Source organism: Aeromonas sp. R7-4, from assembly GCF_040908055.1.
GTDB lineage: Bacteria > Pseudomonadota > Gammaproteobacteria > Enterobacterales > Aeromonadaceae > Aeromonas > Aeromonas sanarellii.
In genome coordinates this window covers 1-26,027 of the sequence record NZ_JBFODA010000016.1, presented here as the reverse complement: position 1 = coordinate 26,027, position 26,027 = coordinate 1, and the positions used below count along the sequence as shown (strand labels likewise).

Annotated in this window: 22 protein-coding genes and 1 pseudogene; 15 read left to right on the top strand and 8 right to left on the bottom strand. The window is 64.1% G+C overall.

The window, feature by feature from the left end; genetic code table 11:
* Window positions 1-205: 205 nt before the first annotated feature.
* From AB5Y72_RS02910 to AB5Y72_RS02850, 13 genes are all read left to right on the top strand, one after another.
* Complete coding sequence (locus AB5Y72_RS02910; RefSeq protein ID WP_223932142.1) at window positions 206-640, top strand: CopD family protein; 435 nt, start codon at window positions 206-208, stop codon at window positions 638-640.
* 137 nt (window positions 641-777) lie between these two features.
* Window positions 778-1,032, top strand: a complete 255-nt coding sequence (locus AB5Y72_RS02905; RefSeq protein WP_216990681.1) for a hypothetical protein — start codon at window positions 778-780, stop codon at window positions 1,030-1,032.
* Window positions 1,033-1,085: 53 nt separating this feature from the next.
* Window positions 1,086-1,553 (top strand): GNAT family N-acetyltransferase, encoded by a 468-nt coding sequence (locus AB5Y72_RS02900; protein ID WP_216990682.1) that lies wholly within the window; start codon window positions 1,086-1,088, stop codon window positions 1,551-1,553.
* Window positions 1,554-1,624: 71 nt separating this feature from the next.
* Complete coding sequence (locus AB5Y72_RS02895) at window positions 1,625-2,494, top strand: pseudouridine synthase (protein ID WP_216990683.1); 870 nt, start codon at window positions 1,625-1,627, stop codon at window positions 2,492-2,494.
* Window positions 2,495-2,520: 26 nt separating this feature from the next.
* Entirely contained in the window at window positions 2,521-2,988 is a 468-nt protein-coding gene (locus AB5Y72_RS02890; RefSeq protein WP_325783385.1) for an NUDIX hydrolase, read from the top strand.
* Between the two features lie 158 nt (window positions 2,989-3,146).
* Window positions 3,147-4,253 (top strand): tRNA 2-thiouridine(34) synthase MnmA, encoded by a 1,107-nt coding sequence (gene mnmA / locus AB5Y72_RS02885; protein ID WP_318161743.1) that lies wholly within the window; start codon window positions 3,147-3,149, stop codon window positions 4,251-4,253.
* Window positions 4,254-4,398: 145 nt separating this feature from the next.
* The gene (gene hflD / locus AB5Y72_RS02880; protein ID WP_042078644.1) at window positions 4,399-5,010 is read left to right on the top strand and encodes a high frequency lysogenization protein HflD; all 612 of its coding nucleotides are present in this window, start codon (window positions 4,399-4,401) and stop codon (window positions 5,008-5,010) included.
* A gap of 30 nt (window positions 5,011-5,040) precedes the next feature.
* Window positions 5,041-6,411 (top strand): adenylosuccinate lyase, encoded by a 1,371-nt coding sequence (gene purB, locus AB5Y72_RS02875; RefSeq protein ID WP_325783383.1) that lies wholly within the window; start codon window positions 5,041-5,043, stop codon window positions 6,409-6,411.
* A gap of 129 nt (window positions 6,412-6,540) precedes the next feature.
* Entirely contained in the window at window positions 6,541-7,671 is a 1,131-nt protein-coding gene (locus AB5Y72_RS02870) for a cupin domain-containing protein (protein ID WP_325783382.1), read from the top strand.
* 394 nt (window positions 7,672-8,065) lie between these two features.
* On the top strand, window positions 8,066-9,478 hold the full coding sequence (gene pykF / locus AB5Y72_RS02865) for a pyruvate kinase PykF (protein WP_042078647.1): 1,413 nt from the start codon (window positions 8,066-8,068) through the stop codon (window positions 9,476-9,478).
* Between the two features lie 149 nt (window positions 9,479-9,627).
* Window positions 9,628-12,945 (top strand): mechanosensitive channel MscK, encoded by a 3,318-nt coding sequence (gene mscK / locus AB5Y72_RS02860; protein ID WP_042078648.1) that lies wholly within the window; start codon window positions 9,628-9,630, stop codon window positions 12,943-12,945.
* Between the two features lie 123 nt (window positions 12,946-13,068).
* A complete protein-coding gene (locus AB5Y72_RS02855) occupies window positions 13,069-13,677 on the top strand; it encodes a LysE family translocator (protein ID WP_325783380.1) in 609 nt (202 codons plus the stop codon).
* A gap of 57 nt (window positions 13,678-13,734) precedes the next feature.
* Window positions 13,735-14,748, top strand: coding sequence for a beta-propeller fold lactonase family protein (locus tag AB5Y72_RS02850; RefSeq protein ID WP_325783378.1), 1,014 nt, complete (start codon window positions 13,735-13,737; stop codon window positions 14,746-14,748).
* Between the two features lie 92 nt (window positions 14,749-14,840).
* On the opposite strand, the gene AB5Y72_RS02845 is transcribed toward AB5Y72_RS02850, so the two are convergent.
* From AB5Y72_RS02845 to AB5Y72_RS02830, 4 genes are all read right to left on the bottom strand, one after another.
* The gene (locus tag AB5Y72_RS02845; protein WP_244462953.1) at window positions 14,841-15,416 is read right to left on the bottom strand and encodes a hypothetical protein; all 576 of its coding nucleotides are present in this window, start codon (window positions 15,414-15,416) and stop codon (window positions 14,841-14,843) included.
* Between the two features lie 99 nt (window positions 15,417-15,515).
* On the bottom strand, window positions 15,516-16,256 hold the full coding sequence (locus AB5Y72_RS02840; protein ID WP_042078652.1) for a dienelactone hydrolase family protein: 741 nt from the start codon (window positions 16,254-16,256) through the stop codon (window positions 15,516-15,518).
* Window positions 16,257-16,399: 143 nt separating this feature from the next.
* Complete coding sequence (locus AB5Y72_RS02835; protein WP_216990689.1) at window positions 16,400-17,638, bottom strand: uracil-xanthine permease family protein; 1,239 nt, start codon at window positions 17,636-17,638, stop codon at window positions 16,400-16,402.
* A gap of 354 nt (window positions 17,639-17,992) precedes the next feature.
* The gene (locus tag AB5Y72_RS02830; RefSeq protein ID WP_209794531.1) at window positions 17,993-19,702 is read right to left on the bottom strand and encodes an NAD-dependent malic enzyme; all 1,710 of its coding nucleotides are present in this window, start codon (window positions 19,700-19,702) and stop codon (window positions 17,993-17,995) included.
* A 219-nt stretch (window positions 19,703-19,921) separates the two neighbouring features.
* On the opposite strand from AB5Y72_RS02830, the gene mobA reads away from it, so the two are divergent.
* Both mobA and mobB read left to right on the top strand, forming a co-directional pair.
* Complete coding sequence (gene mobA, locus AB5Y72_RS02825) at window positions 19,922-20,536, top strand: molybdenum cofactor guanylyltransferase MobA (protein ID WP_325783375.1); 615 nt, start codon at window positions 19,922-19,924, stop codon at window positions 20,534-20,536.
* A pseudogene (mobB, locus tag AB5Y72_RS02820) lies at window positions 20,533-21,027 on the top strand (molybdopterin-guanine dinucleotide biosynthesis protein B); the annotation flags it as partial. The gene mobA and the pseudogene mobB, both read left to right, overlap by 4 nt.
* Before the next feature lie 456 nt (window positions 21,028-21,483).
* On the opposite strand, the gene AB5Y72_RS02815 reads toward mobB, so the two are convergent.
* From AB5Y72_RS02815 to AB5Y72_RS02800, 4 genes are all read right to left on the bottom strand, one after another.
* Window positions 21,484-22,041 (bottom strand): DUF3332 domain-containing protein, encoded by a 558-nt coding sequence (locus AB5Y72_RS02815; RefSeq protein ID WP_209794528.1) that lies wholly within the window; start codon window positions 22,039-22,041, stop codon window positions 21,484-21,486.
* Window positions 22,042-22,201: 160 nt separating this feature from the next.
* On the bottom strand, window positions 22,202-23,497 hold the full coding sequence (locus AB5Y72_RS02810) for a PAS domain-containing methyl-accepting chemotaxis protein (RefSeq protein WP_325783373.1): 1,296 nt from the start codon (window positions 23,495-23,497) through the stop codon (window positions 22,202-22,204).
* 334 nt (window positions 23,498-23,831) lie between these two features.
* A complete protein-coding gene (locus AB5Y72_RS02805) occupies window positions 23,832-24,212 on the bottom strand; it encodes a hypothetical protein (protein WP_325783372.1) in 381 nt (126 codons plus the stop codon).
* A 519-nt stretch (window positions 24,213-24,731) separates the two neighbouring features.
* Window positions 24,732-25,936 (bottom strand): IS3 family transposase gene (locus AB5Y72_RS02800; protein WP_270822696.1). Its coding sequence is split into 2 segments (ribosomal slippage): window positions 24,732-25,618 and window positions 25,618-25,936, totalling 1,206 coding nucleotides; the frame shifts between segments, so codons are not numbered across the junction.
* Window positions 25,937-26,027: the final 91 nt, after the last annotated feature.

Sequence of the window (26,027 nt, the reverse complement as noted above, 5' to 3'; positions counted from 1 at the left end):
GAACAGGATTTGGTCGGCATCGGGTTTTGCGAAATCATGCCATTGGTTAACATGTTTTGCTCGCCACTCCTGGCGAGGAGATAAGCCCAGGGATGACGGGGCCCGCTGACGCCGGCGCTCGCATCCCGTCCCGGGTTCACCATGGGTCATATATCGTTGGCGCTATGCATCGGCATTGCATCGCCGGAGGATAAGGATGTACGGATTGGCACTGTTGTTACATATTCTCGCGGCCACCATCTGGACCGGCGGCCATATAGTGCTGTCGGTGGTCGTGCTGCCCAGGGTATTGAGGGAGCGCTCGCCCGCCAGGCTGCTGGAATTCGAGTCCGTTTACGAAAAGATCGGCATGCCGGCGTTGATCATCCAGGTGATAACCGGCCTTTATCTGGCTTATCGCATGCTGCCGGACGTCAGCCAGTGGCTGGATTTTTCCAACCCCGTCGCCCACCCGATCCTGTTGAAGCTGTCGCTGCTGGCCTTGACGCTCGGCTTCGCCATGAGTGCGCGCTTCAGAGTCATTCCCCATCTATCCGAGAAAAACCTCGTCACTATGGCCTGGCATATCATCCCGGTGACCATTATCTCCATCCTGTTTGTCATCACCGGCGTGTCGTTCAGAACCGGGTGGTTCTATTGACGCTCGGGGATAAATCGAGACTGATCCACTTTCATGGGGCAGGGCTTTGCCGCGTGGCGGCCCCCTGAACGGGGAATTGAGAGCCAGGTGAAGAAAGCTATGATAGGCGCGCGCCCACCACGAGAACGAACGCCAGCATGGCAACCTTGAGCGAAAAGAGCGAACTCCATCGTTGCGACCGATGCGGTGAGCGCACCCGCCATATCGTGGTGCTGGTCGCCCGCGATCACACTCAGGACATCATGCCCAAAGATCCCCGCAAAGCCTTCTGGCAAGCCTTTCGTTCCAGCAGCCTGACCAACGCGGTATTCGGCCAAACCCTCGCCTATCAGGCTACCCATGTAAAGCACCTGATCTGCGAGCGCTGTGGCGAGAAGTTTCTGGAATATTGATGCCCAGAGGGCGGCGCGCCCCAGACAGTCAGAGCGAGATAAAAGAGAGAAAGATGAAGTTTGTCGAGATGGCCCCCGGTCAACTGCCGCTGGCGCTGCTGCTGGAGGCCGATCCCGCAGAACAGCGCATTGCCGCCTATCTGCCCGGCGCCTGGGGCTTTGCCGCCCTGGCGGGCAACGAGGTAGTGGGCGCCTGTGTGGCCGGTCTGGTGGGGGAGCAAACGGCCGAGATCTTCAATATCGCCGTTACCTCCAATCGCCAGCAGCAAGGCATCGGCTCCGGCCTGCTGCGCTTCGTGCTGACCAGCCTGGCCGGGAAAGGGGTACTCCGCGTCGAACTCGGTACCGGCAGCTTCGGCCACCAGCTCACCTATTACCAGCGCCACGGCTTTCGCGTCCATGCGGTCCTGAAGGATCACTTCCTTATCCACTACCCGGAGCCCCTGATGGAGTACGGCATCCAGCACAAGGATATGCTGCGGCTCTCGCTGGTGCTGGAGCCGGACACCGCTTCCCCCTGACCCGAGAGGGTGAGCCCTGCCCCCATGGCGACCACCCCCTGTGGTACACTCCCCCATCCCCTGTTTTTGGTATGCATGCGATGAAATCACCCCGTCCCCGCCTCTCCCTCTCCAGCCGCCCCGACGCAGGCCGCCCCGCCAGGGTAGACAAGGTGCAGCCGCCCACCCCGGGCCCAGGGCGCAAGCCTGAGGTGGCCGCGGCGGATCGCAAGCTGCTGCTGCTGAACAAGCCCTACATGGTGCTCTGCCAGTTCACCGACGAGGCGGGCCGCGAGACCCTCAAGGATTACATCACCGAGCCCGGCATCTATGCCGCGGGCCGGCTCGACCGCGACAGCGAGGGGCTCTTGCTGCTCACCAACGACGGCAAGCTGCAGGCGCGCCTCACCCAGCCCGGAGAGAAGACCCCCAAGACCTACTGGGTGCAGGTGGAAGGCGTGCCGAGCGAGGAGAAACTGGCCGCCCTGCGCGCCGGTGTGGAACTCAATGACGGCATGACCCTGCCCGCCGGGGCCCGCATCATGGATGAACCTGCGGTGTGGCCGCGCAATCCTCCCATTCGCGATCGTAAAGAGATCCCCACCTGCTGGCTCGAGGTAAAAATTGTGGAGGGGCGCAACCGCCAGGTACGGCGCATGACAGCCCATATCGGCCACCCCACATTGCGCCTCATCCGCTACGCCATCGGCGACTGGACCCTAGACGGCCTGGCACCGGGAGAGAGCCGCGCCCTGCCCGCCCCCGAGCTGGCACCGGCCCCGCGCAAGCCGCAAGGCAACCGGCAAGCCCAGGGCGACAAGAGGGCCCCTGACAGGCGCCCGGCTCAGGCCACCCACGGCAAGGGCCCCGGGAGGGAGGGGCGCGAGGCGGCACCGAGCGCAGGCAAATCCCGCAGCGCTGGTCGGGGCACGGCCCGCCGACCGGCCCGCGGCCAATCCTGAATCACGACACGCGACAAGGAGTCCTTATGACTGTGCATCCCCCCCTCTCCTCCCGTCTCACCGTGGCCGCCCTGGTGCACTGGCAGGGTCGCTTCCTGCTGGTGGAAGAGGAGATTGCGGGCCGGCGCCGCTTCAACCAGCCCGCCGGCCACGTGGAGCCGGGGGAGAATCTGATTGAGGCGGCCTGCCGCGAACTCAAGGAGGAGACGGGGCTCACCGCCGCGCCCACCGCCTGGCTCGGGGTCTATCTCTACAAGCCGGCGGACAGCGAGGCGACCTTCGTGCGCACCGCCGTCATCTTCGACCTTGAAAAGGCGCCGGGTCAGCACCATCCAGAGGATCCCGACGGCGACGTGCTAGCCTGCCACTGGCTCAGCCTGGAGGAGATCGCCGAGTGCAAGCCGGCCCTGCGCAGCCCCCTGGTGTGGCAGTGCATCCAGGACTATCTGACCGGCACACGCCTGCCGCTGTCGGCCCTCAAGGCCTTCATTTAAGCGCCATTGGACGCTCTTTTTGACGCTATGGGGCCGAGACAAGAAAAACGATTTCCCGCTGCCGGGCTCCCGATGGGCAAGGCGGCATGGAGATGTGACCGGGGGCGCAAAACTCTGGTAGAATACGCCCCGTTTAAACGAACTGGTAACTTCGACTAATGACAGACAACAGCCAAATCAAGGTGATCGTCGGCATGTCCGGCGGCGTGGATTCTTCCGTCTCGGCCTACCTGCTCCAGCAGCAGGGCTATCAGGTCGAAGGCTTGTTCATGAAGAACTGGGAAGAAGACGACACGGACGAGTACTGCTCTGCCGCCCAGGATTTGGCTGATGCCAAGGCCGTCTGCGACAAGCTGGGGATGAAACTCCACACCATCAACTTCGCCGCCGAGTACTGGGACAACGTGTTCGAGCACTTCCTCGAAGAGTACAAGGCCGGCCGCACGCCGAACCCGGATATCCTGTGCAACAAGGAGATCAAGTTCAAGGCGTTCCTGGAGTTTGCCGCCGAAGAGCTGGGGGCCACCTACATCGCCACCGGCCACTATGTGCGCCGTGACGACAGCACCGGCCGCCCGCGCCTGCTGCGCGGTCTGGATACCAACAAGGATCAGAGCTACTTCCTCTACACCCTGAGCGAAGCCCAGGTGGGTCAGAGCCTGTTCCCGGTCGGGGACCTGGAGAAGCCGGAGGTGCGCCGCATCGCCGAGCAGCTCGACCTCGTCACCGCCAAGAAAAAAGACTCCACCGGTATCTGCTTCATCGGCGAGCGCAAGTTCAAGGACTTCCTGGCGAAATTCCTGCCCGCCCAGCCCGGCCCCATCGAAACCGTGGACGGCAAGGTGATAGGCACGCACCAGGGGCTGATGTATCACACCCTGGGCCAGCGCAAGGGGCTCGGCATCGGCGGCATGAAGGATGCCACCGAAGAGGCCTGGTACGTGGTCGACAAAGAGGTCGAGCGCAACACGCTAGTGGTGGCGCAGGGCGAGCATCCCCGCCTCTACTCCGATGGCCTGATCGCGAGCCAATTGCACTGGGTGGATCGCACCCCCATCCGCGAACCGCGCCGCTGCACCGTCAAGACCCGTTATCGTCAGGAAGACATCCCCTGCCTGATCCAGCCCATCGACGATGAGACCATCCGGGTCATCTTCGACGAGAAGCAGGCCGCGGTGACCCCGGGCCAGTCCGCCGTCTTCTACGACGGGGAAGTGTGCCTGGGCGGCGGTATCATCGAACAACGCTTCAGCCACCCGGTCTAAGGGATCGGGCAGGGTGCCCCCTCTTCTCTGACGGAAGTGGGGGCCGGATGAGGGGCAAAGCCTCTCTCCCCAAGAGCACACAGAACAAGGATCATGGCTTGCTACGGCATCAGCCAATGAGTGAACAAGACAGGGCCGTGAAACGATGAGCGATAAATTTCAAGACAGGACCATGGCCTTTGCCGGCATCTGCCAGGCGGCCTATCTGGTACAGAAGGTGGCCCGCGACGGCACCTGTGACGAGGCTTCCCTGCGCGAGAGCCTGCAGAGCGTGCTGGTGACCGATCCCAAGCAGCCGCTGGAAGTGTTCGGCAGCCACCTCGCCATTCGTGACGGCTACCGCGCCCTGGTGGAGCAGCTGGGGGCCGACGGCAGCCAGAAGAACGCCGAGCTGACCCGCTACGTGGTGAGCCTGATCGCGCTGGAGCGCAAGCTCGCCAAGCGCAAGGACATCCTCAACATGCTGGGGGAGCGGATCAGCCAGATCGGCCGCCAGCAACAGCATTTCGATCTGCTCGACGAGCAGATCCTGGCCAACATGGCGAGCATCTACAGCGATCTTATCAGCCCGATAGGCCCCAGGATCCAGGTGGCGGGCACCCCGCTGTTCCTGCAGCAGCCCCTGGTACAGCACAAGGTGCGCGCCCTGCTGCTGGCGGGCATTCGCGCCGTGGTGCTGTGGCGCCAGCTCGGCGGCAGCCGCACCCAGATCATCTTCGCCCGCAAGAAGATGGTGGAACTGGCCAAACGATTTTAACCCCCACACCAATCATCAGGAGTTCACCCCATGGAGCTGTCCGCGCTGACTGCCGTTTCCCCGATTGACGGTCGTTATGGCGACAAGGCCGATGCCCTGCGCCCTATCTTCTCCGAATTCGGTCTGCTGCGTTTTCGCGTCGAAGTCGAGGTGCGCTGGTTGCAAAAACTGGCCAGCCACGCCGGGATCCCGGAAGTCCCTGCCCTGAGCGCGGCCGCCAGTGCCCTGCTCGACGGCATCGTCAGCGACTTCAACGAGAGCGACGCCGCCCGCATCAAACAGATCGAGCGCACCACCAACCATGATGTGAAAGCGGTGGAGTACTTCCTCAAAGAAAAAGTCGAAGTGAACCCGGAGCTGGCCGCCGTCGCTGAGTTCATCCACTTCGCCTGCACCTCGGAAGACATCAACAACAACTCCCACGGCCTGATGCTGAAGACCGCCCGCGACGAGGTGATCAAGCCTTACTGCGAGAAGCTCATCGGCGAGATCAAACGCCTGGCCCACGAGTACCGTGACATGCCGCTGCTGTCGCGCACCCACGGTCAGCCGGCCACCCCGAGCACCATGGGCAAGGAGATGGCCAACGTCGCCTACCGGCTGGAGCGCCAGTACAAGCAGATCATGGCGGTGGAGATCCTCGGCAAGATCAACGGTGCGGTCGGCAACTACAACGCCCACCTCAGCGCCTACCCGAACGTGGACTGGCACCGGTTCTCCGAGGAGTTCGTCACCTCCCTGGGTCTGACCTGGAACCCCTACACCACCCAGATCGAGCCGCACGACTACATCGCCGAGCTGTTCGACGCCATGGCCCGCTTCAACACCATCCTGATCGACTTCGACCGCGACGTCTGGGGCTACATCTCCCTGGGCCACTTCAAGCAGCGCACCATCGCCGGCGAGATCGGCTCCTCCACCATGCCGCACAAGGTCAACCCCATCGACTTCGAGAACTCCGAAGGCAACCTGGGGTTGGCCAACGCCGTGTTCCTGCACCTGGCCTCCAAGCTGCCCATCTCCCGCTGGCAGCGTGATCTCACCGACTCGACCGTGCTGCGCAACCTGGGTGTGGCGGTGGGTTACTCCCTGATTGCCTATCAGGCGACCCTCAAGGGCATCTCCAAGCTGGAAGCCAACGCGGACGCCATGGCCGCCGATCTGGACGCCAACTGGGAAGTGCTGGCCGAGCCCATCCAGACCGTGATGCGCCGCTACGGCATCGAGAAACCCTACGAGAAGCTCAAGGAGCTGACCCGTGGCCGCCGCGTCGACGCCGAAGGGATGCGTACCTTTATCGACACCCTAGAGCTGCCGGAAGCGGTCAAGGTTGAGCTGAAGAAGCTGACCCCGGCCAACTACATCGGCGACGCCCAGCGTCTGGTGGATCTGCTGAAGTAAGCGGCCAACGCGATACGACAGGGGCCCTGTGCACGCTCTGCCACAGGGCCCCTGCTACTTTTCAAGCACCCGACAGGGTTTGCCCAAGCCCGCCTTGGGCAAGCCCTCTCACAAGATACGAGAAGCACCATGTACCAACTCAATCTGGATATCGCTCACTTCCTCGAGCACTACTGGCAGAAGCGCCCGCTCCTCATCAAGGGCGGTTTCACCGACTTTCAGGATCCCATCAGCCCGGACGAGCTGGCGGGTCTGGCCATGGAGGAGGTGATCGAGTCGCGCCTGGTGACCCGCTTCAACAACAAGTGGGAGGCGGCCCACGGCCCCTTCGAATCCTACGACCATCTGGGGGAAGAGAACTGGACAGTGCTGGTGCAGGCCTGCAACCACTGGGTACCCGAGGTGCACGAGCTGGCGCTGCCGTTCCAGTTCATCCCGGGCTGGCGCTTTGACGACGTCATGGTGAGCTTCTCCACCCCTCACGGCGGCGTCGGCCCCCACATCGACAACTACGACGTCTTCATCACCCAGGGCCAGGGCAAGCGTCACTGGCGCGTCGGCGATGCAACGCCGCGAAGCGAGTTCGCCGCCCATGCAGCCCTGCTGCACTGCGAGCCGTTCGAGGCGGTCATCGACGTCATCATGGAGCCGGGCGACATCCTCTACATCCCGCCCGGATTCCCCCACGAGGGCTACGCCATCGAACCCTCCCTGAACTTCTCGGTGGGCTTCCGCGCACCGGACGCCAGGGCGCTTATCTCCTCCTTCGCCGATCACCTGATCGACAACGATCTGCGCACCGAGCGCTATGGCGACCCTGACCTCAAGCCCCGCGCCCGTCACGGCGAGATCCAGCCCCATGAGCTGCACCGCCTGCGCGAGCTGATGCAACAGGCCCTCGACGACGAGACCCTGTTCAAGGAGTGGTTCGGCACCATGATCTCCGAGGCCAAGCACGATCTGGACGTGAGCCCCATGGAGCCCGACTACGGCGCCGACGAGGTGGCCGACCTGCTGAGCCAGGGCGAGCCCGCCATCAAGGTGCCTGGCCTGCGCACCGTCTGGTTCAGCGGCGAGGCCAGGACCTGCTACATCGACGGCGAGGCCTGGACCCTGCCGGGCGAGGATGCCGCCGCCATCTCCCTGCTCTGCGACAAGGACATGGTCACCCAGGACGACCTGGAGGAGCTCGCCGACCAGGCCGGCTTCCTGCAACTGCTGACCCGCCTCGTCAACCGCGGTTACTGGTTCTTCGGCTAAGCCCGCGCCGGGCCCTGCAACGAAAAAGGCGCCGCTGTCACCAGCGGCGCCTTTTTCGTTCGCGTGAACTCCCTTTCTCCCCGCCTGGCTGGCAACCGACGGTCTCCCCACTACACTTGGTGACGGTCGGCCATCAAGGCCTGCTCCCCCGCCGCCTTCGTCGCCTTGTTATTTAACAACATCCGTTCGACACCGGTGCGAACGCAGAGTGGGAACCGAATGGGCCGGCACACGGAGAAACCAATTATTTTAGCCCGTAAAATCAACAGTGAGCGAAAACGTTATCTTGTGAAATGAGGCCGTTTTCGCTCAAAACGTTGTTTCTGGATCATAAAAAGTATCCAAAAACTGGTGTATATTGCACGGCGGAAATTCCTTAACCATGAAGACTGACATGAAAAAGACCAAAATCGTCTGCACCATCGGTCCCAAGACCGAATCCAAAGAAATGCTGGGCAAGATGCTGGATGCCGGCATGAACGTCATGCGCCTGAACTTCTCCCACGGCGACTACGCCGAACACGGTGGTCGCATCAGCAACCTGCGCGCTGTCATGGCCGAAACCGGCAAGCAAGCAGCCATCCTGCTGGACACCAAGGGCCCGGAAATCCGTACCATCAAGCTGGAAGGCGGCAACGACGTCTCCCTGGTGGCCGGCCAGACCTTCACCTTCACCACCGACCAGACCGTGATCGGCAACAAGGATCGCGTCGCCGTGACCTACGCCGGTTTTGCCAGCGACCTGCGCGTCGGCAACCGTATCCTGGTTGACGATGGCCTGATCGGCCTGGACGTCATCGAGATCACCGAACGCGAAGTGATCTGTAAAGTCCTGAACAACGGCGATCTGGGCGAGAACAAGGGCATCAACCTGCCGGGCGTCTCCATCAAGCTGCCGGCCCTGGCCGAGAAAGACAAGCGCGACCTGATCTTCGGTTGCGAGCAGGGCGTCGATTTCGTGGCCGCCTCCTTCATCCGCAAGAAGGAAGACGTGCTGGAAATCCGTGAGCACCTGAAGGCCCACGGTGGCGAGGCCATCCAGATCATCTCCAAGATCGAAAACCAGGAAGGTCTGGACAACTTCGACGAGATCCTGGCCGTGTCCGACGGCATCATGGTCGCCCGCGGCGACATGGGTGTGGAAATCCCGGTGGAAGAAGTGATCTTCGCCCAGAAGATGATCATCGAGAAGTGCAACAAGGCACGCAAAGTGGTCATCACCGCCACCCAGATGCTGGACTCCATGATCAAGAACCCGCGTCCGACCCGCGCCGAAGCCGGCGACGTGGCCAACGCCATCCTGGACGGTACCGATGCCGTCATGCTGTCCGGTGAGTCCGCCAAGGGCAAGTACCCGCTGGAAGCCGTGACCATCATGGCCACCATCTGCGAGCGTACCGACTCCGTGATGCCGTCCAACCTGTCTGCCGCCAACGACAGCAACAAGCTGCGCATCACCGAAGCGGTCTGCAAAGGCGCGGTCGAGACCTCCGAGAAGCTGGACGCCCCGCTGATCGTGGTCGCCACCGAAGGCGGCAAGTCTGCCAAGGCCATCCGCAAGTACTTCCCGAAAGCCTGGATCCTGGCCATCACCACCAACAAGAAGACCGCTGCCCAGCTGGTGCTGACCAAGGGTGTGGTGACTCACGTGGTCGACTCCATCGCCTCCACCGACGATTTCTATCGCATCGGCAAAGAAGCCGCGCTGGAAATCGGCATGGGCGTGAAGGGTGACGTGGTTGTCATGGTCTCCGGTGCCCTGGTACCGAGCGGCACCACCAACACCGCCTCCGTTCACGTGCTGTAATCAGCCCTGAACCGATGAAAGCGGCGCCTTCGGGCGCCGTTTTTTTTATCTCTCCCCCCTGCTGCCTCTCTCGCGCCGGTGCTAGAATCCACGCGGATTTTTCCCAGGTGGACAATCCTTCGAACCTCGCATAATCACCCGGACGTTTTATGCTCTCAACACGATTCAAAAGAGCCTCGGCTACCCTGTTGCCGCTGTTCTGCTTACTCATCACCCTCTGCGCCCCGCACGCCATGGCGCAGGACCTGCCCCAGCGAGCCACCGTGCAGCGGGCGCTGGATGCCCTCGGCAAGTCGGATGCCCTCACCGTCAGCCAGCAGGCGGATCACAAGTTCCTGACCGACACCCTCTCCCTGCTAGACAGCATCGACAAGGAGAAGAGCAAGGCCAAGAGCCAGAACGAGCGCATTCGCTCCCTGCCGGCCGAGCTGCGCGACATCAGCGCCAGGCTCGAGGCCCTGACCCAGGGCAAGAGCCCGGAGCAGCTCAGGAGCGAATACGCCACCATGAGCCTGGCGGAGCTCGACAGCCGCCAGCCCGAGATCATGGCCAACATGCAGGATGCCCAGGAGGCCCTCGGCACCATCGGCAGCCAGATCACCAGCCTGCAGACCCTGCCGGAGCGGGCCCAGGCCAACATGAGCCGCGCCTATCAGCGCAGCCAGGAGATCCGCACCCGCCTCAATTCCGGGGACGGGGTGAGCAGCGCCGAGAAGATGAAGCTGGGCGCCGAGCTGGCCCTGCTGGATCTGCAACTGGCCAACCTGCAAAAGGAGCTGGACAACCGCACCAGCATGCAGGATCTGGCGGTCAAGCAGCGCGATTACCAGAGCGCACGGCTCGCGAGCGAGGAGCAGAAGCTGCAGGCCCTGCAGGAGCAGAGCAGCGCCAAGCGCCTGGGTGACACCGAGAAGACCGCCGAGCAGACCGGCGAGCTGGTGGCCGCCGAGGACAACCCCTTGGTGCAAAAGGAGCAGGAGATCAACCACCAGCTCAGCCAGCAGCTCATCAGCGCCACCACCAGCCTCAACTCGCTCGCCCAGAAGAATCTGCAGGCCAAGAGCTGGCTGGAGCGCGGCACCCAGACCGAGCGCAACCTCAACGAACAGGTGCAGATGCTCAAGGGCAACCTGCTGCTGTCGCGCATCCTCTACCAGCTCTACCAGCAGCTGGAGGCGGCGCCCTCCACCCTGGTGAAGAACCTGGAAGAGCAGATCGCCGACCTGCACCTGGCCCAGTTCGAGCTGAGCCAGCAACGTGACCAGTTGTTCCAGAAGACCCAGTATCTGGACAACCTGATCGCCAGCAGCGGCGAGACGGTGAGCGAGGAGGACAAGGCGAACCTTGCCAAGCTCATCGACACCCGCATCAGCCTGCTGGACCAGCTCAACCGCCAGATGGACGCCCAGCTCACCAACGCCATCAGCCTGCAGCTGACCCAGCAGCAGCTGAGCCGGGTCTATGCCTCCATCGAGTTCACCCTGCAACAGCACATCTTCTGGGTGAGCAGCAACAAGCCCATCGACGCCAAGTGGTTCATCAGCTGGCCGGCCCAGGCCTACAAGCAGGTCTCCGACTGGGTGCTGAAACCGGACTGGAGCGGCTGGGGCGACATGCTGCTGGCGGTCTCCCTGCTGGCGCTGCCGCTGCTGCTGGTGGGTGGTCTGCTGCTGTGGAAACGCGGCACCCTGCTCGATCGCCAGAAGAAGATCGCCAAGGATCTCGGCCGCTTCCGCCAGGACAGCCAGTGGCACACCCCGCGCGCCCTGCTGTTCACCGTGCTGCAGCGCCTGCCGGGCACCCTCTTCATCCTGGCCGCCGGCCTGCTGCTGGCCTATTGCGGCCTGCTGAGCCCGAAACTCATCTTCCAGATCACCCTGAACCTGGCCCTCGGCTACCTGGTGTTCAGCGTCTATCTGTCGGTGATGCGCCCGGGCGGCATCGGCGAGACCCACTTCCGCATCCCCCGTGACGAGCTGCAGGCCAAGCGCAACAGCATGCGCTACCTCTGGCTGCCCCTGCTGCCCCTCATCATGCTGTCGACCAAGGCGGTGGTGGAACCCTCCTCCCTTGGCAACGACGTGATAGGCCAGGCCCTGACCATGCTGCTGCTGGGGCTGACCGCCTACCTGGTGCTGCCCATCTCCCGCGCCCGCATCAAGGGCGAGGCGAGCATGTTGCAGACCCTGACCGCCGTCGCCCTGGCGCTGGCGCCGGTGGCGCTCATGGTACTGGCGGCCCTCGGCTACTACTACACGGCCCTGAAACTGACCGGCCGCCTCATCGAGTCCTTCTACCTCCTCATTATCTGGAGCCTGGTCTATCGCACCGCCCTGCGCGGCCTCGAGCTGGCGGCCCGCCGCCTGGCCTATCGCCGCGCCGTCGCCAAGCGCGAGCACAAGACCCTGGAGGATGCGGAAGGGGGCGAGGCCATCGAAGAGCAGCCCATGGATCTGGAAGAGGTCAGCCAGCAGTCCCTGCGTCTGACCCGAATCATGCTGCTGGTGGTGTTCGGCGTCGCCTTCTACTGGCTCTGGTCCGATCTGGTGGCGGTCTTCACCTACCTCGACAGCGTGGTGCTGTGGCACAAGAGCGAGGGGACAGGCGCCAATGCCGTGCTCTATCCCATCAGCCTGAGCGACGTGCTGACCGGCCTCTTCCTGTTCGGCGCCGCCCTCTCCCTGGCCCGCAACCTGCCTGGCCTGCTGGAGGTGCTGGTGCTCTCCAGGATGCGCCTCGCCCAGGGCACGGCCTACGCCTTCACCACCATGCTCAACTACGTGCTGATCGGCATGGGCTCGCTGACGGCGCTGGCCATGCTGGGGGTCCAGTGGGAGAAGCTGCAGTGGCTGGCCGCCGGCCTCTCGGTCGGTATCGGTTTCGGCATGCAGCAGATCGTCTCCAACTTCATCTCGGGCATCATCATCCTGTTCGAGCGCCCGGTGCGGATCGGCGACACCGTGACCATCGGCACCATCTCGGGGACGGTCAACAAGATCCGGATCCGCTCGACCACCCTCACCGACTTCGACCGCAAGGAGGTGATCATCCCGAACCAGCAGCTGATGATAGAGCGGCTGATCAACTGGTCCCTGTCCGATACCGTCACCCGGGTCATCGCCCGGGTCGGGGTGGCCTATGGCTCGGATCTGGATCTGACCCGCAAGCTGTTGATGCAGGCGGCCACGGAGAACAGCCGGGTCCTGAAGGATCCCGCCCCCACCGTCTACTTCCTCACCTTCGGGCCCAGCACCCTGGATCACGAGCTGCGCTTCTTCGTGAGCGAGCTGGGGGATCGCAACCCGGCCATCGACGAGCTGAACCGCCGCATCGACGTGCTGTTCCGCGAGCATGGCATCGAGATCGCGTTCAACCAGATGGACGTCTACATCAAAAACATGCAGGGAGACGAACAGAAGGTGGAATCCCGTCCGGCGCTGCCGCCGGCGGGGCACCAGCCCGTCTGATCCCGCCCGCTTGCACAGGCCCCATCACGGGGCCTGTTTTTTTTCAGCCTCTCTGGCGCCTTGAAAGCGGGGCGAGCCCCCCAATATAGGGAGGACAACGGACTGTCAGCCACGAGGAAGCCGATGGACTATCTCTACGCCGTGGTGCTCTTTGCCATCTCGGCATCGGTCACCCCCGGGCCCAACAACATCATGGTGATGAGCGCCGGGGCCAACTTCGGGGTGCGCAGGAGCCTGCCCCTGCTCATGGGGATCTGCGTCGGTTTCACTCTGATGCTGTTGCTGGTGGGGCTAGGCTTCGGCCGGCTCTTTACCCTCTTCCCCGACCTGCACCTCATCATCAAGTGCGCGGGCACCCTCTACCTGCTCTATCTCGCCTGGCTCATCGCCCGCTCGGAGGGCGAGGTGACGGGGAGCACTCAGGCCCGCCCCCTCGGCTTTTTCAAGGGGGCCCTGTTCCAGTGGGTCAATGCCAAGGCCTGGGTGGTCGCCACCGGCGCCATCGCCGCCTTCACCAGCGCGGGGGCCGACTTCCACCAGCAGAACCTCGCCATCGCCCTGATCTTCTTCATCGTCTCTTTCCCCTGTGTCGGGCTCTGGCTCCTGTGCGGTGCCCTGCTCAAGCGCTGGCTGGCCGACGACCTGGCCCGCCACCGCTTCAACCAGACCATGGCGGCCCTGCTGGTCCTCTCCGTGGTGCCCGTCATTCAGGAGATACTGAGCCGACCCTGAGCGTCCATCCCTGATTCCCCTTCATCCCGACGCAGCGCCGTCGTTGAGGAGCATGCAATGCAACAAGTGGTCTATGTGGCCAACCCGGTGAGCGGGTTGATCCATGTGTTTCGGCTGGAAGAGGGCGAACTGCGCCCGCTGCAGGAGGTGCAGACCGGCGGCGAGGTGCAGCCCCTGGTCATCAGCCCGGACCGGCACTGGCTCCATGCCGGGGTGCGCCCCGACTTTCGGGTGCAAAGCTACCCCATTGCCGCCGATGGCCGGCTCGGGGCCTCGACCTCGGCGCCGCTGCTCGGCAGCGCCTCCCACACCTGTACCGATGGGAGCGGGCGCCTCTTCTTCGCCGCCTCCTACGCCTTCAACCACGTCAGCGTGTCGCGCCGGGACGAAGAAGGCCGGATGCAGCCCCCCCACCAATGCCTCGACAACCTGATGGCGGCCCACTCGGTGACGCCGCTTGCGGGAAACGAGGGAGGGCAGGAGCTGCTGGTGGCCTGTCTGAAGGAGGATGCAATCCGCCGCTTCACCCTGGGGCAGGATGACAGGCTCTCCCCCCACCCCCTGGGGGATCTGCATACCGCCCAAGGCGCCGGGCCCCGCCATCTGGCGCTGCACCCGGACAACGGCGATCTCTATTGCCTCAACGAACTCGATGCCACCCTCAATCGCTACCACAGGGAGGCGGACGGACAGATAGTGGCGCGCGAGAGCCTGGACATGCTGCCCCCAGGCTATGAGGGGGAGCGCTGGGGCGCCGACCTGCACCTGACCCCGGATGGACGTTTTCTCTACACCAGCGAGCGGGCCAGCAGCCTGCTCACCCTGTTCGGGATCGACGGGAAGGACGGCGCCCTGACTCCCCTCGGCCACTTCCCGACCGAGGCCTGCTCCCGCGGCTTTGCCATCGACCACGGCGGCCACTGGCTCATCGCCACCGGGCAGCAGTCCGACCAGGTGGCGGTGCACCGCATCGACCCCGAGAGCGGGCGCCTCACCCTGGCCTCCCGCCACGAGGTGGGCAAGGGCGCCATGTGGGTGAGGATCCTGAACCTGGCCGAGCGCCCCGCCTGAGGGACGGGGAGAACATCCCCCCGGGCCATCCCCCACAAAAGCAGGCGGCGCCGAGGGAGCGCCGCCTGTGGGAGAGTCCGAAGAGCCGGCCCCTAGTTGCCGTTGAGCTCGTCGTCCGGCCAGTACTTGTAACCCTGCATGGTGGCCTGCACCGCCACCCCCTTCTCGGTGATCTGGTACATCTTCACCTTCTGGAAGTCCGCGTTGGCCGCCTCGCTCACCACCACCTTGCCATCCTCGGCGGACTTGGCGGCCAGATCCGCCTGGGCGCTGGCGTCGAAGCCGGTGGTGACGAAGCGATCCAGCGCCGCCGCATCGTTGAAGATGATCAGGGCCTGAAACTTCTTGATCCCCATGCCCACCCCGAACCCGGCGGAAGCCATCTTCATGTAGGTGTCGCGGCCGGTGCGATGATCCCGCAGCACGCCATAGCCGGTGCCCGTGCTGATCACCAGCAGGTTGTTGTTCACGTTGGCGAAGACGGCGTAGCCCTTGGCTCTGGCCACCTCCTGCTTGATCCCCGGATCCTGACCGTACATGGTGGAGAGCGTCTGCTGACGCATCTGCAAGATGGTATTGCGCTGCTGGGCCGGGGTATCGCCCTTGGCTGCGCACCCGACCAGCAGCAACACGGCCAGGATCTGGCCCCATAACCGCATCTGACCCATAAGATGACTCCTTACTGTGTCTATCCGAACGCCAGTCCCCCATCGGGCGGCGCCCCGTCCGTTGAGTATAACCAGCCAGCCCCAGGCACTGCCGCGCCCTCAGCCCCTGGTCACCTCCCCGAGAAACTCGGTGAAGCGCCGCCAGGACTTGGCATCGGCGTCGGCGCGGTAGTTGTCCGAGCCGAACACGCTGAAGGCGTGGGGGGCACCGCTGTAGCTGGTCGCCTCGTGCTTGACCCCGGCGCGCTCCAGCTCGCCGACCAGCGTCGCGAACTGGGTGAGCGGCACCGCCTCGTCGGCGCTGCCGTGCTGGATCAGCAGATGCCCCTTCGTCTGGTTGTAGTCCTGCCCGGCCGGGGTCTCCAGCCCGCCGTGCACGCTCACCACCCCCTTCAAATCCGCCCCGCTGCGGGCCAGCTCCAGCACGGCGGCCCCGCCGAAGCAGTAACCGAGGGCCACCGCATTGTCGAGCCGCCCCCCCTGTCGGCCCGCCTCGGCGAGCCCCCCTTGCAGCAGCTTGCGCATCCGGCTCCTGTCCTGATAGAGGGCCCCGGTCAGCTTCTTCTTCTCCTCCATGGCGGTCGGCCTCACCCCTGCGCCGAACAGGTCCACCGCAAAGACGCTGTAGCCGAGCGCCACCAGCATCTCGGCGCGCTTGATTTCATAGCCGTTGAGCCCGTCCCAGTCGTGCACCAGCACCACCAGGGGGGCCTGCTTGTCGGCGGCCGCCAGGTAATACCCCTCGAACGGCTGCCCCTCCACCTCGTAGCGCACCGCACCGGCCTCGGCCACGCCGCTTCCCATCAGCCCGAACAGGGCCAGGATCCATGCCTTCCTCATCGCCTATCCCTCCAGCTTGAATGACGCTCCTGAGTGTAGTCCCTCGGGAGAGGCGGCCAGAGAGGGGGGCCGCCGGCCCAAAAAGCGAGAGGCCACCCTGGGGTGGCCTCTTGTCAGACAAGGGAAAGTGTTCGTGCCCGGACTCAGTCCTTGGCGCTCTCCATGGCACCCTCTTCGGAGTGCTGGGGCAGGATGAGGTTCAGCAGGATGGCGGCCACCGAGGCCAGACCCACGCCCGCCAGGGCGAAGTCGCCGATCTTCATCTCCAGGGCACCGACACCGACGGTCAGGGTCACGGCCACGATGGCGATGTTGCGGGACAGGCCCAGATCCACCTTGGACTCCACCAGGGTCTTGAGGCCGATGGCGGCGATGGATCCGAACAGCAGCAGCATGATGCCGCCCATCACCGGCATGGGGATGGAGGTCAGCAGGGCGTTGAACTTGCCGAAGAAGGCCAGAATGATGGCGAACACCGCGGCCCAAGTCATGGTGACCGGGTTGAAGTTGCGGGTGATCATCACGGCGCCGGTCACTTCGGCGTAGGTGGTGACGGGGGGACCACCGATGAGACCGGCGAAGCAGACGCCGATGCCGTCACCGGCCAGGGTGCGGTGCAGCCCCGGGTTCTTGGTGTAGTCCTGCCCGGTCACGCCGCCGATGGCGAGCACGCCGCCGATGTGCTCAATGCAGGGGGCGATGGCCACCGGCAGCATGAAGAGCGCCGCGGCCCAGTTGATCTCCGGGGTCTCGAAGTGGGGCAGCGCCAGCCAGGGGGCGTTGACCATGCCGTCGAAGCTCACCTGGCCCATCAGCACGGCAGAGACATAACCGGCGATGACACCGCACAGGATGGGGATGAGTTTGATCCAGCCCTTGCAGAACACGGCCGCGATCAGGGTCACCGCCAGCGAAATGCCCGCCAGGGTCAGGGCGGTCGCCGGTGGCACCACCTGCTCACCGCCGGCGCGTCCCATGGCCATGTTGCAGGCCACCTGGGCCACCGACAGGCCGATCACCATGATCACCGGACCTATGACCACGGGGGGCAGCAGCTTGTGCACGAAGCCCATACCCCGGGCGCGGATGACGGCCGCCAGGATGAAGTACATGAAGCCCGCGGCGAACAGACCGAACATGGTGGAGGGCAGGCCCCAGGTCTGGGTGGCATAGATGATGGGGGCGATGAAGGCGAAGCTGGAGCCGAGGAAGATCGGCACCTGACGACGGGTGCAGAGCTGGAACAGCAGGGTGCCTACACCGGCGCCAAGCAGGGCCATGGAGGGGTTCAGACCGGTGAGCAGGGGCACCAGCACCATGGCACCGAAGGCGACAAACAGAATTTGCAGCCCGGCGACGCTTTGCTTGACCAAGGAAAACATGGGTATCCTTAATTTTTTGATAACTGACAGGGATATTTGACACTTTTCAGTCATCACAAGACGTTTTCAAGGCAGAAAATGAACTGATGGGCGTCATTTGTTGCCTTTTACTGCTTGAGGAGGGCATGAAACTGGCTTTTTAGGCGGGATTCGTTGCTACAAGCATCGAGTATGCGATTTTACGCACTTTTGTGGCCGACGCCAATCGTTTTTCCGGGCAGATAGCATGGCAAGGGTTTCAACTGGTCGCCCGACCCGCCGCCCCCGGTTGGGCCGAGATGGCTACCGCCCCGGCGGCAGACGCAAAAAAACGGGGTGGCTGGCGCCACCCCGTCGCGTTTTTTCGAAACCCCGTCAGACCCGGCGATAGGGCAGATAGACCGGCTCCCACATGTGGCTCAGGATGTGCTGATGCAGATCCTGGCCGATCAGGGGGTGGGAGGGATCCCGGCGCACTATGTCCTTGAGCACCGCGGTCGCCACGTGCACCGAGATGTTGCGCAGCTCGCTGATCCTCGGATAGACGGTGCCCCGGGCGAGATCCGCCTCATCCACGCATTCCGCCAGCGCGAAGGCGGCGGTGGTGAAGATGTCAGGGCTGATCTCGCGGATCTGGCTGACGATGGCGGCCAGTCCCACGCCGGGGAAGATGAAGACGTTGTTGCCCTGGCCGATGCGATAGTCCTGCCCCTCGAAGTGCACGTCCTTGAACGGGCTGCCGGTGGCGACGATGGCGCGGCCCCGGCTCCAGCGGAAGATGTCCTCCGGCAGCGCCTCGCAGTTGGCGGTGGGGTTGGAGAGCGGGAACACCATGGGGCGCTCGCAGTGGGCCAGCATCAGCTGGATGTGCTCCTCCTGGAAGGCGCCACCGGCGCCGCTGGTGCCGAGCAGCACCGTGATGGGCACGTGGCGCAGCACCTCGGTCAGCCCCGCCTTGCCCTGCAGCTCCCACTGGGCCAGCAGCAGGCCCGGCTTGGCGTAGCGGCGCTTGTATTCGTCCAGCCCCTCCCGGTTGTCACACACCAGCCCCTGGGTATCCAGGATGTAGATGCGATCCCGGGCCGCCTGCGGGTCCAGCCCCTCGCGGATCATCCCCGCGCAGATCTGATCCGCCACCCCGACCCCGCCGGCCCCGGCCCCGTAGACCAGGTAGTTCTGCTGGCCCAGGGTCTCACCCTTGGACTTGACCGCCCCTATGATGCCCGCCAGCACCACGGCGCCTGTGCCCTGGATGTCGTCGTTGAACGACGGCAGCACCTGCTGGTAGCGGGCCAGGTTGTTGAAGGCATTGGACTTGCTGAAGTCCTCCCACTGCAGCACGGCGTTCGGGAAGTGACGCTTGACCCCGGCCACGAACTTGTCGATGAAGTCGTCGTACTCCTTGCCGCGGATGCGCCTGTGGGGCTGACCCAGGTACATGGGATCATCCAGCAGCGCCTGGTTGTCGGTGCCCACGTCCAGCGCGATGGGCAGGCAGCAGGCGGGATGGATGCCGGCCCCCAGGGTGTAGAGGGCGAGCTTGCCGATGGGAATGCCCATGCCGCCCACCCCCTGATCGCCGATGCCGAGGATCCCCTGGCTGTCGGTGACGACTATGATGCGCACCGCCTTGGCGTCCATGTGGCGGGCCAGGGAGCCCATGTCATCGACGTTCTTCTGGGTGATGTAGAGGCCGCGCGGCTTCTGGAAGCGGTGGCTGAACTCCTGGCACGCCTTGCCCACGGTCGGGGTGTAGATGTAGGGAGTCATCTCCTCCACGTGGCGGGACAGGAGGGCATAGAACAGGGTTTCGTTGCGATCCTGCAGGGCCCTCAGGTTCTGGTACTTCTCGATGTCGCTGCAGGCGCTCAGGAAGGCCTCATAGACACGCTCCAACTGGGCCTCGAAGGTCTGCACCTGGGGCGGCAGCAGGCCGTCGAGCTCGAAATCGGCCCGCTCCTGTTCGGTGAAGGCGGTGCCCTTGTTGAGGTTGCGATCGTTGAGCAGATCGGTACCCGTCAGCGCGACCGGGCGAAAGTCCTCGCCCTGTGCATCTTTCCACAGCAGATATTGTCCGGTAGCCATAGTCATTCTCTTTGATTTACATGAAGTTGCCATTCGGCAGGAGAGCAAGACTCAGATTGGTGCGGATCATATGACGTTTAGGGATTCGGTTTTGTGAGCTCAGCCATACCCTGCGGCCAAAGCCCCGCCGGCCAGGGTCGGGAGAGGCTTGCTCCGGCGGCGCGCTTGGCGCAAGATCCCCCCGGCCCCTTGCCTGCCCTCTTCACCCCCAGGAGCACCATGAGCATACCCCAGCCCCCCGCATTTCCCGTTTCCGCCGTCATCCTGGCCGGTGGCCGTGCCACCCGCATGGGGGGCGACGACAAGGGCTGGGTGCCCCTCGCGGGCCGGCCCCTGATCGAACACGTGCTCGAGCGCCTGCGCCCCCAGGTGGACGAGGTGCTGATCAATGCCAACCGCAGCGAGGATCGCTACCGGCAGCTTGCCCCCGTCATCCGCGACCAGCATGCCGACTTCCAGGGGCCGCTGGCCGGGATGCAGGCGGGTCTTGCCGCCGCCCGCCACGACTGGGTGCTGTTCGTCCCCTGTGACGGCCCCGCCCTGCCCCGGGATCTGATGGCCCGCTTTCGCGCCGCCGTGACCCCTGATACAGAACTGGTGGTGGCCCACGACGGCGAGCACCTGCAGCCCGTGGTCGCCCTGCTGCACCGTGCCCTGCTCCCCTCCCTGCGCCAGGCGCTGGCTTCTGGGGAGCGCAAGACCGGGGCCTGGTTTGCCCGCCACCGGATGACGGTGGTGCCCTTTGCCGACCAGCCCGATGCCTTCGTCAACCTCAACAGCCCGGACGAGCTCGCCGCTTGGGAGGCGAGGCTGCGGGAAGGGGGCGCGCCATGAGCCCCCTGCCCCTGCTCGGCTTCGTCGCCTGGAGCGGCACCGGCAAGACCACGCTGCTGGAGCGCCTCATCCCCCTGCTCGGCCAACGCGGCCTACGCCTCGGGGTGCTCAAGCACACCCACCACGACTTCGACATCGACCGGCCCGGCAAGGACAGCCACCGCCTGCGCCAGGCGGGCGCCGCCCAGGTGATGGCGGCGTCCAGCCTGCGTCACGCCCTGATCCGGGAGACGCCAGAGGGAGAGCCTTCCCTGGCGGCGCTGCTGGCCCGCTTCGATGCCAGCGCCCTGGATCTGCTGCTCGTCGAGGGGTTCAAGCATCACCATTTTCCCAAGGTGGAGCTCCATCGCGCCGCCATCGGCAGGCCCCTGCTCTTCCCCGATGACCCTGACATCATCGCCCTCGTGAGCGACACGCCCCAGGCGAGCCCCCTGCCCCGCTTCGGCTTCGACGAGCTGGAGGCCATCGCCGACTTTGTCTGCGCCTGGCTGCCCCGACCAGGGGCCCGCCAGCCGGCCCCGCCCCTGCGCCTCTGCGCCCGGCTGCTGGCGGCCCTGTCCCCATCGGCGGGGCTGGCCTCTGTGCCCGGCGTTCTGAGCCAGGATGAGGCGGGCGTCCTGCTGGTACGCCCGGCGGACGGGTCGCACGACGAGGCCAACTGCCTGATCGAACTCGCCCCCGCGCCCCTCTCCCCCGGCGAGCGGGTGATGATACGTCCGCTGGCGAGCCGGTGAGAGCGCATCGCCCCCCCTGGCCTTCCCCCTCACCGTCCTGCCGACCCGGGCGCTCAGGCTGCCGGAGAGCACCTGGCCCCTCATCACAAGCCCTCGGCCCGCCCCTGATCCCGACCCCCTCGCACCGCCCTCTGACAGAGCCGCGCGCCCACGAAAAAGCCCCGCCGAAGCGGGGCTTTGTGACACCAGGCATGCTCCCCTTCGGGAGGCCCCTCAGGCGAGCTTGCGCCCCTCCCGGCTCATCTCATCGAGCTGCTGGCGGCTCAGGGTCGAGATCAGCTTGTCGTCCAGATAGAGGTGCAGCAGATCGCCGTGCATCTCGCCGCGCATGGTGCCGCGTCTGCCGTCGAGGTAGTGGATCTCCATCTGCGCCGTGTGGGCGTCCGGGTAGCGCATCTCCACCTCGCGCACCCCCTGGGGCAGCATGGCCAGCGGCACCTTGTTGAGGGCCGGATCCAGGTGCTGGTTGACCTTGATGACGGCGTCGGCCTTCTGATCCACCAGGGCCGGCGACTTGCCGGTGATGGGGTTCTTGCCGGACCAGAATTCGATGGTGTTGAACACGAAGAGATCCGCCGTCGCCGCCAGGCCATAGACGGGGGAGAGCAGCATGAAGACGCCGGCGCGGCCGTAGCGGTTGTCCACCACGCTGAGGTTGCCCTTGGTCACCATGGCGGAGAGCCCCATCTGTCCCATGCAACCGCCGAGCCCCAGGCTCGCCCCCATTCCCAGCAGCAGGGCCAGGGCCCTGCCTCTCTGTCGTACTGCCATCGTTGTCTACCCGTTCAATAAAAAAGGAGGCGGCAGCCTAAACAAGTGCTCCGGGGAGGACAATTGACAAGGGGGAGCCCATACAGCCCGGGTTCAGCCTGGCGGCGCGATCGCTCACTCTTTTGGCGATACCGTCAGCCCCTGTCGCCAGACCGGCTCCTCAGATGGAGAGGGCGGAGACCGTCTGGGAGACCCTGTCCGCCTCCTGGTGGATCTCGCTCATCAGCCGGGAGGCGCCGGCGATCTGCTGCTTGCCGAGTTCGGCGCTGCCGGCCACCCCGGCCATGTCCTCGGTCACCCTGGCGGTCAGCTCCCGGTTCTTCTGCACCACCCTGGCGATCTCGTCGGTGGAAAGAGAGGTGCGGGCCGCCAGCTGACGCACCTCGTCCGCCACCACCGCAAAGCCGCGTCCCTGCTCCCCGGCCCGCGCCGCCTCGATGGCCGCGTTGAGGGCCAGCAGGTTGGTCTGATCGGCGATGGCGCTGATGGTCGAGACGATGGCCTCTATGCTCCTCGACTGCTCGTTGAGCTGGCCGATGAGGGCGATGGCCTGATCCACCCGGGTGGCGATGAGGGAGGAGGTCTCCACCACGGCGCGCAGCAGCTCGGCTCCGGCCTCTGCGCTGTGCAGGGTCTCCTGGGCCGTGCTGTGGGCGAGGCGGGCCGCCTCCCGGGTGGCGTGGTTCTGCTCGATGCGCTCGGTGATGTCGCTGGCGAACTTCACCACCCTGACCACCTTGCCGCTGCCATCCCGAATGGGGTTGTAGGTCGCCTCCAGCCAGACCGCCTGCCCCCGGCTGTTGTGGCGCATGAAGAGGCCGGACTTGAACTGGCCCCGGGCCAGCTCCTCCCAGAAGCGGGGCTGCTCGCGCAGGAAGGCCTCGTCACAGAAGATCCTGTGGTGCCTGCCCGCCAGCTCCCCCATGGTGTAGCCCATGACGTTCAGGAAGTTGGCGTTGGCGCTGATGATGTCGCCGTTCGGGGTGAACTCTATCATGGCCCGGGAGCGGTCCAGCGCCTCGGTGAGCGCCTCCAGGCGCTGCAACTTCTGGTGTCTCTGGGTCACGTCGCTGGCAATCTTCACCACCCGGGTCACCCTGCCCTGCTGCCTCACCGGGAAATAGCTCGCCTCGAGCCAGCGCGTCTCCCCCTGCCGGTTCACCCGCTCGAAGGTGCCGGACTGCGCCTCCCCCTGGGCGAGGCGGCGCCAGAACTGGCGATAGTCGTCGGACTCGGCCCAGGCCCTGGGGCAGAGCCGGCTATGGGGCTGTCCCGTCAGCTCGCCCGCGTCATACCCCATCAGAGCCAGAAAGGGGGCGCTCGCCTCCAGGATGATCCCCTCCGGACTGAAGAGAAGGGTGGCGGCCCCCGCCTTGATCGCCTCGACCACCCCCTGCTCCTCTTCGAGCCGGGTCTGGCAAGCCTGCAACTGCGCCTTGAGTTTGTGATTGAACATGACACTCCTACCTCGTTGACGATCCGGATCGGCACCACAGCCTCACCCACGGAGGGTATCGGCACCGCCAGCGCCGACATAAGTGATCGGACGACTGAAACGAATGGGGCGTGCAGTGCAGAGAAAAGCGGCGATGCAGCCAAGGGCTGCCAGTACGCAGCCCGACGAGGAGAGGATCAACCCGGCGGTGAAAAAGGCGGCTAACGGGCGGGAACGCATTCAAGACAGGCGGGATTGTTCGCAAACCCGAACCGCTCGTCGTGTTCTGCCCATCCGGTGCCATAATAAAGAGAGAGGGGCACGGGGCCCCTCTTGTTTCACTGCCTCAACCGGCTCAGGCAGTTTTCACGCACTTCTGGATAAAGCTGTTCTTGGCCGCCCCGGCGAGCTTCTTGTCCGCCGCCGCCTTCTCGCACTGGGTCGCCTTGTCAGCGGCCCCGCCCGTCTTCAGGCACTTTTGCACGAAGCTGTTCTTGGCCGCACCGGCCAACTTCTTGTCGGCGGCCGCTTTCTCGCACTGGCTCGCCTTGGCACTGGCGGAGGCATCCTTGACGCACTTGCCCACAAAGCTGGTCTTGGCGGCGCCCGCCAGCTTCTTCACCGCCGCCTGGGCCTCGCACTCTTGCTGCGCGCCAGAGGTCGCGCTCTGGGCCACCCCCATTCCCATGCCCATGACCGTCACACACAGACTCAACACCATCAGGATCCGCTTCATATGTCACACTCCCATCGTTCTATCCATTGTGGTTAACCCCCACTAACACGGGCCAAACGAGGCACCCTTGCCTCGCTGCACTATAGTCCCCCCTCCCCGTGACAACAAAATGCCCCTTCCTTCTCGACAACCCCATCCTTGCCCCCGCTCCGGCTCCCCGGCGCCTTCACTTCAATTGTTGAGCTGGCGCAAAAATCCAGCGCTTCCCTACGGTTGCGTCAACTTTTGACTGGAAAGGTTAGATTCATTTGACTTAACATAGCCACCTAATATCTATTGGCGGGATGAGCCATAGCCCTCGCTGATAAATGGATTCACGGAAAGCTATAACCTACGAAATAGTGCTATAGGTTTTAAGGAAAATATTAGATAACAGATCAATCTGTTCTAAATATTAAAAATTACAACCAAAAAACATGGGAATAAATATGAAGGTTTTTTCTGTTTTCAATAATAAAGGTGGTGTTGGTAAAACAACCTTGTGGATTTGACCCCATAGATCCAGACACTCTTTCCCGCTTAGGGTTGTGATACCCGACTGCGCAGATATTCCCGAGGGGAACGATACCCCAAGGCGCTGTGCGGGTGGTGCTCGTTGTAATGCTCGAACGCGATCGCCAAATTGCCTACCGCTGTTCGGCTATCCGGCTTCGGCATCATCTCGATATAGTCTCGCTTCATCGTCTTCACGAAGCTCTCCGCGATACCGTTGCTCTGTGGACTCCTCACCGCCGTTGTTCTGGGCTCCAACCCGATTTCTCGTGCGAACGCGCGAGTCTCATGGGCCCGATACACCGAGCCATTATCTGTCAGCCATTCCACCGGTGAGGCCGGCAACGCATCCCCGAAGCGACGCTCGACCGCGCGCAGCATGACATCTTGTACCGTGTCACTGTCGTAACCCCCGGTGCTGGCGGCCCAGTCCAAGGCTTCCCTGTCACAGCAGTCCATGGCGAACGTGACCCGGAGTTTTTCGCCATTATCGCAGCGAAACTCAAAGCCATCCGAGCACCAGCGTCGATTGCTCTCGTTAACGGCGACACGCCCCTTATGTGCCTGCTGAGCCAAGGGAACCGCCGGTTTTCTTTCCAGCAGCAGGCCATGATCGCGCATGACGCGATATACTCGCTTGGCGTTGACGACGGGCAGTCGTTCGGCCTCTGACTGACGTCGTAACAGCGCCCAGACTCGCCGATAACCATAGGAGGGGAGCTCTGCCAGCGCGCCCATGATCCGGGCAAGCAAGGCGCTGTCATCGCGTTGGCGATGCTGCCGGCCATCTCGCCAACCAGGTTTTCGATGAACATGAACGGATAGCTGCGCACGCGATACACCAAGGGCTTGGCTCACCGCCCTTAATCGTCGTCCCCCGGCAACAAGGGCGCATGCGCAATCCATTTTTTTGCTCGACCAACCTCCACAGCTTCTTTGAGGATCTCGTTCTCCATGGTCTTCTTCCCGAGCAGACGCTGGAGCTCTCGGATCTGCTTGATGGCAGCAGCCAACTCTGAGGCTGGAACAACATCCTCACCGGCGGTGATCGCCGTGAGAGAGCCTTCCTGGAATTGTTTGCGCCATTTGAAGAGCTGGTTGGCGTTGACGTCGTGCAAGCGAGCGACATGAGAGACGGTCATACCGGGCTCAAAGGTCTGCTGCACCATGGTGATCTTTTCTTGCGGAGTCCGGCGTCGACGGCGCTCGGCTCCTGTTAACACTTCGGCCATCTTCTCGTTGCGACTAGTACTGAACATAGTTCCAAGACTACCTCTTAAGTTAAGAGGGGCGAAGTGTCTGGATCCTCCAGGGGCCAATCTA